Below are 14204 nucleotides of genomic sequence, written 5' to 3' on the forward strand. Positions count from 1 at the left end.
GTGGGCGGCCGCCTCGACCAGTGGGTGGGGCAGGCTAGTTGGAGCGTTCGACGACCGTGTCGGCGAATCGGGTCAGGGATTTCTTCACCGGGCCGTCGGGCAGCGGTTCGAGGGCGGCTACGGCCTCGCGGGCCCAGCGACGCGCCTCGGCCAGGGTGCGGGCCGTGACCTCGTGCTCGCGCAGCTCGGCGATCGCGGCGTCGAGGTCGGCATCGGCGTCGGCGCTCGCGCGGCCCTCCGCGATGTCGCTCACGTCGCGCTCGATGCGGCCGAGCAGCTCGGCAGCGCCGGGCTCGGTGAGCGCGAGCTGGCGCAGGTAGAGCAGCGGCAGCGTCGAGACGCCCGCGCGCAGGTCGGTACCGGGAACCTTGCCGGTCTCCGAGGAGTCTCCGGCGAGGTCGATGATGTCGTCGATCAGCTGGAAGGCCACGCCGATCTTCTCGCCGAACGTGACGACGGGAACGCGGTACTGCTCGGGGGCGTTCGACGTCACGACGCCGACCTCGGCGGCAGCGGCGATGAGCGAGCCAGTCTTGTCGGCGAGCACCTGGATGTAGTGCGCGATCTCGTCTTCGCCGTCGCGCGGGCCGATGGTCTCGTGCAGCTGGCCGAGGCACAGGCGCTCGAAAGTGTCGGCCTGCAGCCGGATGACGCGTTCGCCGAGGCCGGCCACGAGCTTGCTGGCCCTGGCGAACAGCAGGTCGCCGGTGAGGATGGCCACGGAGTTGCCCCAGACCGCCTGCGCGGTGGGAACGCCGCGGCGCATGGTCGACTCGTCCATCACGTCGTCGTGGTACAGCGATGCGAGGTGGGTGATCTCGATGGCCTTCGCGGCGGCGAAGACCTGCTCGTGGTTGCCGTCACCGAGCTGGGCGGAGAGCAGGGTGAGCAGTGGCCGCACGCGCTTGCCGCCCGCCTCGAGGAGGTAGCGGCTCGTGACATCCGCCATGTCGTCGGCGAACGACATCTCGACGAGGAGGCCTTCCTCGACGACGTCCAGTCCGTCTTCGATCTCCTTGACGAACCTGCGCTCGTCGCCCGACGAGAAAAGCTTGTCGCCGAGTCCGAGCGAGGAGCTCAGGGTGTTCCGTCGACGCGCTACCGGAACGCTCGCGTTCACTCGCTGCTCATTTCTAGAGATTCGTTTCTGCCGGGAGACCCTCGCGGGCCTCGTCGAGGTTACTGGGCCTGTACGGGGATCGAACGGGTGGTCGCGCTCTTCTTGCGTTTGGCGACCGAGGCGAGCACCGTCGCGTCTTCGGGCTTGCGACCGCGGTGCAGCGCCACGACGCCGGCGGTGAGGTTGCGCCAGGCGACGCGGGTGAAGCCGACGCCGCGGATCCACCGGCTGAGCTCGCCCTGGTCGGGCCAGGCGCGGATCGACTCGGCGAGGTAGTCGTAGGCGGCCGTGTTGGAGCTGGTCGCCCCGGCGACGATCGGCATCACGTAGCTGAGGTAGGCGTTGTAGCCGGCGCGCAGCACGGCGCGGGGCGGCTTCGAGAACTCGCAGATCACGAGGCGTCCGCCCGGCTTGAGCACGCGGTACATCTCGGCGAGCGCGGCCTTGGGGTCGTTGATGTTGCGCAGCCCGAAGCTGATGGTGACCGCGTCGAACTCGTCGTCGCCGAAGGGGAGGTGCTCGGCGTCGCCCTCGATGAACTCGAGCTCGGGGTGGCGGCGGCGGCCCTCGGCCACCATGCCGGGAGAGAAGTCGAACGCCACGACGGTGGCGCCGGTCTTGGTCAGCGCGACCGAGCTCGTGCCCGTTCCCGCCGCGATATCGAGGATTCGCTCACCGGGCTGCGGGTCGATTGCTCGCACGGTCGCGAAGCGCCAGATGGGCGCGTTGCCCGCCGACAGAACGTTGTTGGTTCGGTCGTAGTGCTTCGCGACGCCGTCGAACATGTCAGCGACCTCGCCCGGTTGCTTGTTCATGTCGGCTTTAGTCACCCGATAAGTCTAGTGAGTACGGGTTTCCTTGTCTGAGGATCGGCGGGGGTACGCTTGTGAAGTGAGTACGCCTGTCGGATCCATCGCCCATCTGGCCGCAACGACAGTGCAGACCGACGACATCGGTCGTCTCATCCCCCTGATCGATCCCCGCGACCCGCTGCTGTTCATCCGCCGCGGGCAGGGAATCGCGGGCATCGGCGAGGCCATGCGCCTCGAGTTCACCGGGCCGAACCGCATGACCGACGCCGCCGCCGCGTGGCGCGAGGTTCTCGCCACGTCGACCATCGACGACCCGCTCGGCATCCCCGGCACCGGTCTCGTCGCGCTCGGCAGCTTCGCCTTCTCGGAGCACTCGGCCGCTACGAGCGTGCTGATCGTGCCCGCAGTGATCCTGGGCCGCCGCGACGGCGTCTCGTGGATCACCCGGGTCAATACGGATGCGCCCGTGCCCGCCCCGCGGCCGTTCGGCGCGGAGTACAGGATCTCGCTCCTGCCCGGCCAGATGACGGCCGACGCCTTCGTGGCCGCCGTCGACATCGCCCTCGAGCGCATCCACGCCGGCGACGTGCGCAAGGTGGTGCTCGCCCGCGACCTCATCGGCCATCTGCCCGAGGGGAGCGACCTGCGTCTCGTGCTCGGCTCCCTCGCGCTCGGCTATCCCGACTGCTTCACCTTCGCGGTCAACGGCTTCATCGGCAGCTCGCCCGAGACGCTCGTGCGCGTCGACGCGGGCTCGGTGAGCGCCCGTGTGCTCGCCGGCAGCATCGGCCGGGGCGCCGACGCCGAGGCCGACCATGACGCCGCCGTGTCGCTGGCGACCTCGACCAAGGACCTCGACGAGCACCAGTACGCGCTGACCTCGGTGCTGACGGCGCTGGCGCCGCACAGCTCGACCCTCGCCACGAGCGACCAGCCGTTCACCCTCAAGCTGCCCAACCTGTGGCACCTCGCGAGCGACGTCGCCGGAACGCTGAGCGACGGCTCCACCTCGCTCGACCTCATCGCCGCGCTGCACCCCACCGCGGCGGTCGCGGGCGCCCCGACGCAGGCGGCGCTCGACCTGATCCACGAGCTCGAGCCCTTCGACCGCGGCCGCTACGCCGGGCCGGTCGGCTGGGTCGGCGCGAACGGCGACGGCGAGTGGGCCGTCGCGCTGCGCTCGGCGCACGTCTCGCACACCGGCCGCGTCACCGCCTATGCGGGCGGCGGCATCGTCGACGGCTCGGAGCCCGCGCGCGAGCTGGCCGAGACGAAGCTGAAGTTCCGCCCGATCGTCGAGGCCTTCGGCTAGCTCGCCGCGAGCCGCGCCTTCTCCGCCTCGACGTCGTAGTCGGGCTGAGGCCACTCCAGGTGCATGTCGCGCAGCGCCGCGAGCATCAGCCGGTGCACCGCGAGGCGCGCGTACCACTTGCGGTTCGCCGGAACGACGAACCACGGGGCATCCGTCGTCGACGTCCTGGTCACGGCGACCTGGTACGCCTCCTGGTACGCCGGCCACAGCAGACGCTCGTCGACGTCGCCGGGGTTGTACTTCCAGTGCTTCTCGGGACGCTCGAGGCGGGCGGCGAGGCGCTCGCGCTGCTCCTCGGGCCCGATGTGCAGCATGACCTTCACGATCGTCGCTCCCGCGGCGACCAGCTGGCTCTCGAACTCGGCGATGAGGCCGTAGCGCTCCTCGATCGCCTCGGGGGCGGACAGGCCGCGCACCCGGTGGATGAGCACGTCCTCGTAGTGCGACCGGTCGAAGACGCCGATGTATCCCGGCGGCGGAACCTGCGACCGCACCCGCCAGAGGAAGTCGTGCTTCTTCTCCTCGTCTGTCGGCGCCTTGAACCCGACGGCGCGCACGCCCTGCGGGTTCACCTGCCCGACGACGTGGCCGACGATGCCGCCCTTGCCCGAGGTGTCCATGCCCTGCAGCACGAGCAGCAGTCTGCGCGTGCCGCCGTAGAGGCTCTCGGCGTAGAGCTTCTCCTGCAGGTCGGCGAGCTCGGCGGCCCCGGCGGCGAGCTCGGCCTCCCCCGACTTCTTGTCGCCGTCGAAGTCGGGGGTGGAGTCCGGGTCGACGTCGGCGAGCACAAAACCGGGACCCACGCGCAGCTGATCGCTCATGCGGCAAGGCTAGCCCGCCGCCCCTACCAAAACGAAGGAGATGGCACCGCTATCGGCCCGAAAACGCGTTCCGGAGCCGCTCGGCCGAGATACTCCTTCGTTTTCGGTACGCGCTTCGTTCTTGGTGCGCGGGTTGGGTCTCGGTCCCGGGGCGCGCGCGAGCTCAGCGGGCGAGCGGCACTTCGATCAGGGTGGGGACGTCGGATGCCGTCAGGCCCGAGTCGAGCTCGCCCCGGTTCGCGAGGCGACGGTACTCCCACCCGTATGCCGCGGCGAGCTGCTCGAACGACACGGACTGCGCGGTGAGCATCACGCGGTCGAGCGGGCCGGCGGGCGCCGTCGTGGCGACCTCGAGCGAGTCGAAGATCGTGCCGCCGCCGTCGTTGCCGACGATGACCTGCAGCCGCGGCCGGGGCTCGCCCACGCCGAACAGCAGCGAGTTCGCGTCGTGCAGCAGGGTGAGGTCGCCGAGCAGCACGCGCGTGACGCCTCCGGCGCTCGGGCCGGCGACGCCCTGGCTGGCGAGCGCGACCCCGATGCCGGTGGCGACGGTGCCGTCGATGCCGGCGAGCCCGCGGTTGGCGTGCACGCGGATCTTCTTGCCGGGCACCACGCGGTCGGCCTCGCGGATGAGCCGCGAGGCGCCGAGCACGAGCCGGTCGTGCGGCCACGTGACGCGCCACACCGCCTCGACGAGGGCGCGACGGGTGACCGGCGCGCGCAGGCCGGCGAGCACCTGGCGCGAGAAGGCGGCCTGCGCGGCGGGCTCGGCCGAGATGGCGAGGTCGACGTCGGGCGAGTCCTGCTGCTCGAGCAGCGCGCGCGAGGTCGTGACCCAGCGGCCCAGCCAGGCGCGTCCCGCCGGCGATGCGTCTGGCTCGCCCGTGACGCGCACAGCGTCGGCGAACGTGGCGACGGCGTGACCGGGGTTGTAGTCGTCGAACGCGGGCGAGCGGACGACGACGGCCGAGACATCCGCCCGCTGGATGAGCGCGGGGATCTCGCGGCTGAGCGTGGGGTGGCCGAACACGATGACGCGTTCGATGCGTTCGCCGAACTCGATGGTGCCGAGCATCTCGCGGTAGGCGACGACGAGGTTGGGCCCGAAGTGCGCACCGCTCGAGACCTCGGCGAACAGGGGCGCTCCGAGGGCCCGTGCGGTGGCCTCTGCGATCTCGCCCGCGCCATGGCCGGCGACGACGACGGTGCCCGGCGCCTGATAGATCGGCAGCGCGTCGCCCGCGAGGCGCGGCGGTGCGTAGGCGGCAGGCTCCGACTCTGGCGGCAGCGGCACGATCGCCGACAGCGGCTCGACGAACGCGATGTTCAGGTGTACCGGACCGGTGGTGATCGGCGAGGTGCCCGCGGCGGCCACTGCCTCCGCTGCGATGCGGCGGGCGGATGCCTCTTCCCCCGACGATCCCGTCGGGGCCACAACGTCGAACGACGCACGCACGGCGGTGGCGAAGATCCCCGGCTGGGTGGTGGCCTGGTTGGCGCCGATGCCGCGCAGCTCCACCGGCCGGTCGGCGCTGACGACGATGAGCGGAACACCCGAGTGGTGCGCCTCGAGCACGGCGGGGTGCAGGTTCGCGACGGCGGTGCCCGAGGTGGTGACGACGAGGACGGGTGCCGCGGTCTCCACGGCGAGGCCGAGAGCGGTGAACCCGGCACCGCGCTCGTCGATGCGCACGCGCAGCCGCACGCGGCCGGCGGCCTCCAGCTCGGCGGCGGCGAGCGCGAGGGCCTGCGAGCGGGAGCCGGGGCTGAGCACTATGTCTCGCACTCCCTGCCTGACGAACTCGTCGAGCAGGGCGACGGCGAAGAGGGATGCGGGAGAGCTATTCCTTGGGCGGGTCATCGTCGAGTTCGGCGAGTTCCTGCTCGAGCCGGCGAATGCGTTCGTCTTGCTCCTCGTCGCGGCGGATGTTCTTGAGGAAGTTGGGGTCGTCGTCGGGGGCGACGGTGCGGCGTTCGCCTCCGCTGTCTTTTCGCTCCTTGCCGAGCAGGAACCACAGCACTGCACCGACGATGGGCAGGAGAACGATGATGACGACCCAGGCGAACTTGTTGAGCGCGCGCACGCGGCGCGCATCGGTGAGAATCACGTCGACGATTGCGAACACGTCGACAGCCACCACCACGAAGGGGAGGATGACGAGGAATCGAGCCATGCAGTCAATCTTAGGCTTAGCGCTGCCTACACTTGTCAGGTGAAGCCATGGTTGTTATATAGCGTGATCCGACTGTCGATCTTCGTCGCGGTTCTCGTGGTGCTGCTGGTCGCACAGGTACCCGGGTGGCTCGCCGCCATCGTCGCAGCGCTCTTCGGCTTCGCCGTCTCGTATCTCTTTCTGGGAAAGCTCCGTGCGCCCGTCGTGCAGGGTGTCGCCGACCGCCGCAGCGGCAAGACGCGTGCCGCGACCGACGACGAAGACATCGAAGACGCCCTCGAGCGCAACGACTTCCTAGAAGGCGATGGCCCAGCCAAGCGCTAGCCCGTAGACGAGCCCGGTGAGGCTGGTCAGCTGCAGCACGAGGATCAGCTCCTTCGCCGTCTTGGCTGTGAGCGCGATGATCACGGCGGGGATCGCGATGAGCAGCGCGCCGTACACGTAGGCGGCGTTCGCGAACTCGAGGGTGAATACCCCGAGGATCACGAACGGTGCGAGCAGCAGCACGGTGAACAGGATGCGTGACGCGCGGTCGCCGATGATGACGCTGAGCGTGCGCTTTCCGGCGAGCGTGTCTTGCTGGATGTCGCGGGTGTTGTTGATCACGAGCACCGCGACCGAGATCAGCCCGATCGCGACGGCGGCCAGCCAGCACTCGAAGCTGACAGTGCCCACCTGCACGAACATGGTGCCGGCGGTCGCGACGAGGCCGAAGAAGACGAAGACCGCCACCTCGCCGAGCGCGTTGTAACCGTACGGCTTCTTGCCGCCGGTGTAGAACCAGGCAGCGACGATGCAGACGGCGCCGACGGCGAGCAGCCACCAGTAGCCGGTGAGCACGACGAGGGTGATGCCGGCCAGCGCGGCGAGGCCGAAGAAGACGAGCGAGACGGTGAGCACGGCACGCGGGCTCGCGGCACCCGACCCGGTGAGGCGCGACGGCCCGACCCGGTTCTTGTCGGTGCCGCGCACGCCGTCGGAGTAGTCGTTGGCGTAGTTGACGGCGACCTGCAAGGCGAGGGCCACGGCGAGGCAGAGCAGCGCGCGAACCCAGTGCCAGCCCTCGTCGTTGTCGAACTGGTACGCGGTAGCGGTGCCGAGCGCGACGGGGGCGATCGCGAGCGGGAGGGTGCGCAGTCGCGCTCCGCCGATCCACTCGGCGGCTCCGGCCTTCTTCACCTGGGCGACGCCGGGCGGGCGTCCGCCCGGGCGTCCGCTCCTGCCCGCGTTCTTGCCCGAGTTCGTACCAGGACGGGCGGCGTTCACTGTCGTGTTCTTCTTCTTCTTCGCTTCAGGCACAGCGAGAGTCTAACCAGCGACGGCCGCACGGATCGCGACCCGGTCGGGCTTGCCGGAGGGCAGCACCGGCAGGCTGGCGACGACGACGATGCGCGCGGGCACGGCCGCACGGCCGAGCCTCTCGACGACGACCGGCTTGAGCGCCGCGAGCGGGTAGTCGACGGTCGCCACGAGCACGGGCACCTCGCCCCACTGCTCGCTGAGCTCGGAGACGACGACCGCGTCGCCGAGTCCCTCGACCTCGCGCACGACCCGTTCGAGGGCGCCGAGCGAGACCTTGAGGCCGCCCGAGACGATGACGTCGTCGAGACGGCCCACGACGCGCAGCACGCCGTCGACGATCTCGCCCGCGTCGCCGGTGCGGTACCAGCGCTGGCCGCGGTCGGTGTGGAACGCCTCGTCGGTGCGCTCCGGGTCGCCGAGGTAGCCCTCGGCGAGCACCGGTCCGGCGAGCTCGATCTGCCCGTCGACGATGCGCGCCTCGGTCGAGCCGATCGGGATGCCGTCGTAGACGCAGCCGCCGCTGGTCTCGCTCGAGCCGTAGGTGCGGGTGACGTTGAGGCCGAGCTCGAGGGCGCGGGCGATGAGCGCGACCGGGCTGGCCTGCCCGCCGACGAGGATGCGGTCGAACCGCCGCAGCGCCGCGAGGGCGCCGTCGGCGTCGATCAGCCTGGCGAGCTGGGCGGGCACGAGCGAGGTGTAGCGCTGGGCGTGGTCCATGGCCCCGGCCGCGGCGACAAACGCCTCGGCGTCGAAGTGCCCGGGCGCGAGCTGCACGGGCACGGTCTCGGCGCTGAGCGACCGCACCAGCACGTTGACGCCGGCGATGTAGGTGGTCGGCAGCGCGAGCAGCCACTGGCCCGGTCCGCCGAGGGCGGTGTCGGATGCCGCGGCGCTGGCCAGCAGCGCGTCGCTCGAGAGCGCCACCCGTTTCGGCGTGCCCGTCGAGCCGCTCGACTCGATCACGAGGGCGACGCGCGTGGGAACCGTGTCGGGGATGGGGCCGGTGGGCCGGCCGGCGAACACGGCGGGGCCCTCGCCGGAGAGCGCCTCGCGCAGGGCGACGAACATCCCGTCGCCGTGGACCGCGGTGAGCGCCCTCGTCATCAGTACTGCCAGGGGTAGGGAGACCAGTCGGGCGCGCGCTTCTCGAGGAACGCGTCGCGGCCCTCGACGGCCTCGTCTGTGCCGTAGGCGAGGCGGGTGGCCTCGCCGGCGAAGACCTGCTGGCCGACCATGCCGTCGTCGACGGCGTTGAAGGCGAACTTCAGCATGCGGATCGCGGTCGGGCTCTTGCCGAGGATGGTGTTCGCCCAGCGGTACGCCTCGGTCTCGAGCTCGGCGTGCGGCACCACGGCGTTGATCGCGCCGATCTCGAGGGCGCGCTGCGCGTCGTACTCCTCGGCGAGGAAGAAGATCTCACGGGCGAACTTCTGCCCGACCTGCCGGGCGAAGTACGCGCTTCCGTAGCCGCCGTCGAACGAACCCACGTCGGCGTCGGTCTGCTTGAACTTGCCGTGCTCTGCGCTCGCTATCGACAGGTCGCAGACCACGTGCAGCGAGTGCCCGCCGCCGGCCGCCCAGCCGGGGATGACCGCGATGACGACCTTGGGCATAAAGCGGATCAGCCGCTGCACCTCGAGGATGTGCAGGCGCCCGGTCGCGGCGGCGCTCGGAGCGACCTCGCCCTCGTTCACCTCGTAGAGGTACCCGTCGCGCCCCCGGATCCGCTGGTCGCCGCCCGAGCAGAACGCCCAGCCGCCGTCTTTCGCGCTCGGGCCGTTGCCGGTGAGCAGCACGACGCCGATCGCCGAGTTCTGCCGTGCGTCGTCGAGGGCGCGGTACAGCTCGTCGACCGTGTGCGGCCGGAACGCGTTGCGCACCTCGGGCCGGTTGAACGCGATGCGCGCCACCCTGCCCGCGGTGTCGTGGTGGTACGTGACATCCGTCAGCGCTTCGAAGCCGGCGACCGGCTTCCAGACGCTCGGGTCGAACAGGTCTGAGACTTCGGGCATGCACCCAGCCTACGAGTTGTCGTCGATGCCGGTCAGCCCGCGCCGAGCGCGAAGCCGAGTACGAGCAGCCCGGCGACGCCCAGCAGGAAGACGCCGGCGAGCGCTGCGAGTACCAGCACGACCGTCGCCAGGGTGCCGCGGCGTCGGCGGGGCGCGGTGTCGAGGGTCTGCATCATCGGCACTGTGGTGACGCCGCCGAGCGCGAGCCGGCGCTGGGTCTCTTCGAGGGTCTCCTGCAGCTTGCCGGTCATGGGTTCACCCTAGACCCCCCATTGATCGGCGAACCTTGCGAGACTGGAGCCATGCTGGCAACGCTGACTGACATCCTGGCCACCGCTCGTGTCGTGTCGATCCCGTTGCGGCAACGCTTTCGCGGCATCGACACCCGCGAGGCGATGCTCTTCGAGGGGCCACAGGGCTGGACCGAGTTCTCCCCCTTCGTCGAGTACGGCGACGAGGAGGCGGCCGCGTGGCTCGCCGCGGCGATCGACTTCGGCTGGAACGAGACTCCGGCGCTCGTGCGCGACTCGATCCCGGTGAACGCGACGCTGCCCGCGGTGGGCGCGGGGCTCGTGCCCGACGTGCTCGACCGGTTCGCCGGCTGCCGCACCGTGAAGGTCAAGGTCGCCGAGATCGGCCAGACCCTCGACGACGACGTGCAGCGCGTCGCCGCGGCACGGTCGTATCTGGGGGCGGAGGGGCGCATCCGTATCGACGCCAACGGCGGGTGGAACGTCGACGAGGCCGAGCACGCGATCCACGCGCTGGCCGAGTACGACCTCGAGTACGTCGAGCAGCCGTGCGCGACCGTCGAGGAGCTCTGGCAGATCCGACAGCGGGTGAAGTACATGGGGCTGCCGATCGCCGCCGACGAGAGCGTGAGAAAGGCGGATGACCCGCTCGAGGTCGCCCGGCAGGAGGCGGCCGACATCCTCGTGATCAAGGCGCAGCCGCTCGGCGGCATCCACGCCGCCCTCGGCATCGCGGGGCAGACCGGGCTGCCGCTCGTGGTCTCGAGCGCCCTGGAGACCTCCGTGGGCATCTCCATGGGGCTGCACCTCGCGGCGGCGCTGCCCGAACTGCCGTACGACTGCGGCCTTGCCACGGTGAGCCTGCTGTCGCTCGACGTCGCGCTCGACCCGCTCGTGCCGGTCGACGGCAGCATCGGCGTGCGCCGGGTGGTGCCGAACGGCCGCGTGTTCGTCGACTACGCCGCGGGCGCCGACCGCGACGCGTGGTGGCGGGCCCGCCTCGAGCGCGCCTTCGCCCTGCTCGACCCGGCGTGACCGGCGCGGCGCGCGGGGCCTACAGGCCGCTGTACGCGTGCAGTCCCTTGAAGAACAGGTTCACGACGGTGAAGTTGAACATCACGGCACCGAAGCCGATGATCGCCAGCCACGCCGAACGTGAGCCGCGCCATCCGCGGGTCGCCCTGGCGTGGATGTAGCCGGCGAAGATAGTCCAGATGATGAACGTCCAGACCTCCTTCGTGTCCCAGCCCCAGTAGCGTCCCCACGCCCGCTCGGCCCAGACGGCGCCGGCGATGAGGGTGAAGGTCCAGAAGACGAAGCCGATCAGGATGAGGCGGTACGCGAGGTTCTCGAGGCGTTCCGCGTTCGGCAGGGTGGCGAGGAACGCCATGCCCTCTCCGCCGCGCGCCTCCCGGCGGGACTGCAGCAACTGCACGACCGACAGGCCGCCGCCGAGGGCGAAGAACGAGGTGCCGAGGATCGCCACGAACACGTGGATCACGAGCCATGCCGACTGCAGGGCTGGCGGCTGCGGGGTGACGGCGACATAGAAGTTCACCGTGGCGAGCCCGAGGAAGACCAGGCAGAAGCCCACGATGTAGGCGCCGAGGAACCGCAGGTCCTGCCAGAACTGCACGAGCAGGAACACCCCGACGATGATCGCCGTCGCGGTGATGGCGAAGCCGTACATGTTCGACCAGGGCGCGTAGCCGGCGGCGAAACCGCGCAGCACGACGCCGGCGGTGTGCAGCACCCAGCCGAGCACCGTGAAGCCCATCGCCAGTCGCAGCGCACGCGAGCGCTTCAGCGGCGCGGCCGCGGGCGCATCCGTCGCCAGCCTGTCGACCAGCGCCGAGGCGCGGTTTCCGGATGCCGCGGCGAGCATGCCCACGGGGGCGGCCTCGGCCACCTCCTCGACGGGCTGCGCGGCCGAACGGCGGGCGAGGTCGACCGTGAACGCGATGAAGGCGAGTGTGTAGATCGCCATCGCCGAGTACACGGCGAGGAGGGAGACGGTCTCCAGAGTCATGGTCACGATTCCACCTTAAGCCCGAGCTGTTTGACGTGCGCGGCCGCGATGTCGGTGACCGCGGCCTCGAGACGGGGATCCTCGCCGCGGGCCAGACCCGCGTACTCGAGAGTCACGGTGCCGTCGGCCTTCTGCGTGGCCTTCACCCAGACGCGACGACGCGGGATGAACAGCCCCGTGAAGAGCCCGGCGAGGATGAGGATCGCGAACGACAGCACCCACACCTGCGACGGGTCGCGGTGGATGTCGAACGACGCGAAGCGTTTCACGTCGGTGAGCTCGATGGTTCCGAGGCCGTTGGGCAGCTCGACGGTCTCGCCGATCTTCAGCTGCAGGGCGGGAACCTCGGCACCGGACGCGTCGACCGCGCCGTCGCCCGCGATCGGGGTGAGCGGGTCGGTGTTGAGCTGGTAGACCGAGCGGGGAACGCCGGCATCGAGACCGAGGTCGCCGGTGTAGACGCGCAGCGACAGCACCGGGTCGAGCAGGTCGGGGAAACCCGACGAGAGGGCGCCGCTGTCGAGCTTCGCGGCGGTCGGGTAGAAGAATCCGACGAGGCCGAGCTGCTCGGAGAGGCCGTCGGGGATCTTGAGCACACCGAGCGACGTCAGGAAGGTGTCCTGCGGGAGGAACGGCGTCGAGTCGGTCCAGACGACGGTGCCCTCCGGGTCGCGAACCGTGACGGTCGGCGCGTAGCCGTTGCCGAGCAGGAACACGTCGGTGCCGCCGATCGCGAGCGGCTCGTTGACCTTGATGTTCGCCTTCTGGTCGTCGCCGCCGGGAGTCGTGGTGGTGACGTAGGCCGAGTAGTCGGTGACCTGGCCGATGGCCTTCTGGTTCTCGAGCTCGTAGGTGGCCTCGAACTTGTCGAGGCTGATGCGGAACGGCTCGAGCACGTCGCTGGCGAAGAATCGGCCGGGGTTGAACGAGTCGTAGTCGCCGAGCACGTTGACGAACTTCTGCCCCTCGACGACGACCCGCTGCCCGCTGTAGCCGAAGCTGCCGCCGATGGCGACGGAGACCAGGATGCCGACGAGCGCCGTGTGGAAGACGAGGTTGCCGGTCTCACGCAGGTAGCCGCGCTCGGCGCTCACCGAGTACGAGGCGCCGGCCTGCCCCGAGCTTGTCGAATGGGCCGACGGGTACAGCTCGGTGCGGTACCCGCTGCGCTTCAACTGCGCGCGGGCGACGTCGATGGCGGATGCCGCATCCGTCTGCCCCGTCACCGATGTGTACCCGGCGAGACGGTTCAGCCGGGCCGGCGTCTTCGGCGGCCGCGACCGCAGCGCGCGGTAGTGGTGCACGCTGCGGGGGATGATGCAGCCAATGAGCGAGATGAACAGCAGCAGGTAGATCGACGAGAACCAGATCGACGTGTAGGTGCTGAACACCTGGAGGCCGTCGAGGATCGGGTACAGGTCGGGGTAGTCGAGCTTGTACTGGATGACGCCGTTCGGGTCGGAGCTGCGCTGCGGAACGAGCGACCCGGGAATCGACGCGAACGCGAGCAGGAGCAGCAGGAAAAGCGCGGTGCGCATGCTGGTGAGCTGGCGCCAGAAGAACCGCAGGTAGCCGACGAATCCGAGCTGCGGCTGCGCGATCGTCGGATCGACCGGTGCCGAGTCGATGTGGTCAGAGGGGCGTGACGAAGACATTGATCACCGCTCCTAACTGGCTCATCCACTGCGACCACAAGCCTGTCACCATCAGCACACCGATGATTACCAACATCGAGCCGCCGACGATGTTCACGAGGCGGATGCGCTTCTTCACCCAGGCGACGGATGTCGCGACCCAGCCGAACCCGAAGGCGACGAGCAGGAACGGGATGCCGAGGCCGAGCGAGTAGACGATGCCGAGGATGACACCCTGCCACGCCGACCCGCCGTTGAAGCTGATCGCGGTGATCGCCGCGAGGGTGGGGCTGAGGCACGGCGTCCAGCCGAGCCCGAAGACGATGCCGAGCAGCGGTGCGCCGGCCACTCCGGTCGCCGGCATCCAGCTCACCTTGAAGTCACGCTGCATAAACGTGAACTGGCCGATGAACACCAGCCCGAGCAGGATCACGATGACGCCGGCGATGCGGGTGATGGTGTCGCCGTAGACGAACAGCCAGGTTCCGAGGGCCCCGAAGGCCGCGTTGGTGGCCACGAAGACGATCGTGAAGCCGAGGATGAACAGGCTCACCCCGAGAACGAGCCGGGAACGGTCGCGGCGGCCGGTGCCGCTCAGGCCGCCGACGTAGCCGAGGTAGCCGGGCACGAGCGGGAGGATGCACGGGGACAGGAAGGAGAGCAGTCCGGCGAGGAGTGCGATCGGAAGCGCGATGATGAGTTGCCCGTCGCCGACGAGCTCACCGACTCCTGGCACG

At 70.1% G+C, this 14204-nt stretch carries 15 protein-coding genes; 3 read left to right on the plus strand and 12 right to left on the minus strand.

What is annotated here, in order from left to right; all coding sequences use genetic code 11:
* Positions 1-34: 34 nt before the first annotated feature.
* Positions 35-1120 (minus strand): polyprenyl synthetase family protein, encoded by a 1086-nt coding sequence (locus ABIE21_RS12965; protein WP_354025249.1) that lies wholly within the window; start codon positions 1118-1120, stop codon positions 35-37.
* A 59-nt stretch (positions 1121-1179) separates the two neighbouring features.
* A complete protein-coding gene (gene ubiE / locus ABIE21_RS12970; protein ID WP_436232348.1) occupies positions 1180-1935 on the minus strand; it encodes a bifunctional demethylmenaquinone methyltransferase/2-methoxy-6-polyprenyl-1,4-benzoquinol methylase UbiE in 756 nt (251 codons plus the stop codon).
* Between the two features lie 76 nt (positions 1936-2011).
* Here ubiE and ABIE21_RS12975 point away from each other — a divergent pair, with 76 nt between their 5' ends.
* Entirely contained in the window at positions 2012-3244 is a 1233-nt protein-coding gene (locus ABIE21_RS12975; RefSeq protein WP_354025251.1) for an isochorismate synthase, read from the plus strand.
* On the opposite strand, the gene ABIE21_RS12980 is transcribed toward ABIE21_RS12975, so the two are convergent.
* The 3 genes from ABIE21_RS12980 to ABIE21_RS12990 form a co-directional block, all read right to left on the minus strand.
* Positions 3241-4065, minus strand: a complete 825-nt coding sequence (locus tag ABIE21_RS12980) for a PPK2 family polyphosphate kinase (RefSeq protein WP_354025252.1) — start codon at positions 4063-4065, stop codon at positions 3241-3243. The genes ABIE21_RS12975 and ABIE21_RS12980 overlap by 4 nt on opposite strands.
* Before the next feature lie 163 nt (positions 4066-4228).
* Positions 4229-5926, minus strand: a complete 1698-nt coding sequence (menD, locus tag ABIE21_RS12985; protein WP_354025253.1) for a 2-succinyl-5-enolpyruvyl-6-hydroxy-3-cyclohexene-1-carboxylic-acid synthase — start codon at positions 5924-5926, stop codon at positions 4229-4231.
* Positions 5907-6239, minus strand: a complete 333-nt coding sequence (locus ABIE21_RS12990; protein WP_354025254.1) for a PLD nuclease N-terminal domain-containing protein — start codon at positions 6237-6239, stop codon at positions 5907-5909. Before ABIE21_RS12990 ends, menD begins: the two co-directional genes overlap by 20 nt.
* Positions 6240-6278: 39 nt before the next feature.
* Between ABIE21_RS12990 and ABIE21_RS12995 the strand changes: the two genes are divergently transcribed.
* Complete coding sequence (locus ABIE21_RS12995) at positions 6279-6563, plus strand: DUF4229 domain-containing protein (RefSeq protein ID WP_354025255.1); 285 nt, start codon at positions 6279-6281, stop codon at positions 6561-6563.
* Here ABIE21_RS12995 and ABIE21_RS13000 read toward each other — a convergent pair.
* The 4 genes from ABIE21_RS13000 to ABIE21_RS13015 are packed head-to-tail and all read right to left on the minus strand — an operon-like array spanning position 6534 to position 9804.
* Positions 6534-7538 (minus strand): 1,4-dihydroxy-2-naphthoate polyprenyltransferase, encoded by a 1005-nt coding sequence (locus tag ABIE21_RS13000; protein ID WP_436232341.1) that lies wholly within the window; start codon positions 7536-7538, stop codon positions 6534-6536. The two genes, ABIE21_RS12995 and ABIE21_RS13000, sit on opposite strands and share 30 nt — an antisense overlap.
* Positions 7539-7547: 9 nt before the next feature.
* Positions 7548-8645: an AMP-binding protein gene (locus ABIE21_RS13005; RefSeq protein ID WP_354025256.1), complete on the minus strand. Its 1098-nt coding sequence runs from the start codon at positions 8643-8645 to the stop codon at positions 7548-7550.
* The gene (locus ABIE21_RS13010; RefSeq protein ID WP_354025257.1) at positions 8645-9553 is read right to left on the minus strand and encodes a 1,4-dihydroxy-2-naphthoyl-CoA synthase; all 909 of its coding nucleotides are present in this window, start codon (positions 9551-9553) and stop codon (positions 8645-8647) included. Before ABIE21_RS13010 ends, ABIE21_RS13005 begins: the two co-directional genes overlap by 1 nt.
* Before the next feature lie 32 nt (positions 9554-9585).
* Positions 9586-9804, minus strand: a complete 219-nt coding sequence (locus tag ABIE21_RS13015) for a hypothetical protein (protein ID WP_354025258.1) — start codon at positions 9802-9804, stop codon at positions 9586-9588.
* Positions 9805-9855: 51 nt separating this feature from the next.
* On the opposite strand from ABIE21_RS13015, the gene ABIE21_RS13020 reads away from it, so the two are divergent.
* Positions 9856-10839 carry an o-succinylbenzoate synthase gene (locus tag ABIE21_RS13020; RefSeq protein ID WP_354025259.1) on the plus strand — a complete coding sequence of 328 codons (984 nt, stop codon included), beginning with the start codon at positions 9856-9858 and terminating at the stop codon, positions 10837-10839.
* A 19-nt stretch (positions 10840-10858) separates the two neighbouring features.
* Here the strand turns inward: ABIE21_RS13020 and ccsB are convergent, their stop codons facing one another.
* Genes ccsB through ABIE21_RS13035 form a run of 3 tightly spaced genes read right to left on the minus strand, consistent with a single transcriptional unit; the run spans position 10859 to position 14203 of the window.
* Positions 10859-11833 (minus strand): c-type cytochrome biogenesis protein CcsB, encoded by a 975-nt coding sequence (ccsB, locus tag ABIE21_RS13025; RefSeq protein WP_354025541.1) that lies wholly within the window; start codon positions 11831-11833, stop codon positions 10859-10861.
* Positions 11834-11835: 2 nt separating this feature from the next.
* Positions 11836-13488, minus strand: coding sequence for a cytochrome c biogenesis protein ResB (gene resB / locus ABIE21_RS13030; RefSeq protein ID WP_354025260.1), 1653 nt, complete (start codon positions 13486-13488; stop codon positions 11836-11838).
* Positions 13466-14203, minus strand: coding sequence for a cytochrome c biogenesis CcdA family protein (locus ABIE21_RS13035; protein WP_354025261.1), 738 nt, complete (start codon positions 14201-14203; stop codon positions 13466-13468). The genes resB and ABIE21_RS13035 overlap by 23 nt, the downstream gene beginning before the upstream one ends.
* Between the last annotated feature and the right edge of the window lies 1 nt (position 14204).

Origin of the sequence: Conyzicola nivalis (assembly GCF_040548875.1) — a bacterium.
GTDB lineage: Bacteria > Actinomycetota > Actinomycetes > Actinomycetales > Microbacteriaceae > Conyzicola > Conyzicola nivalis_A.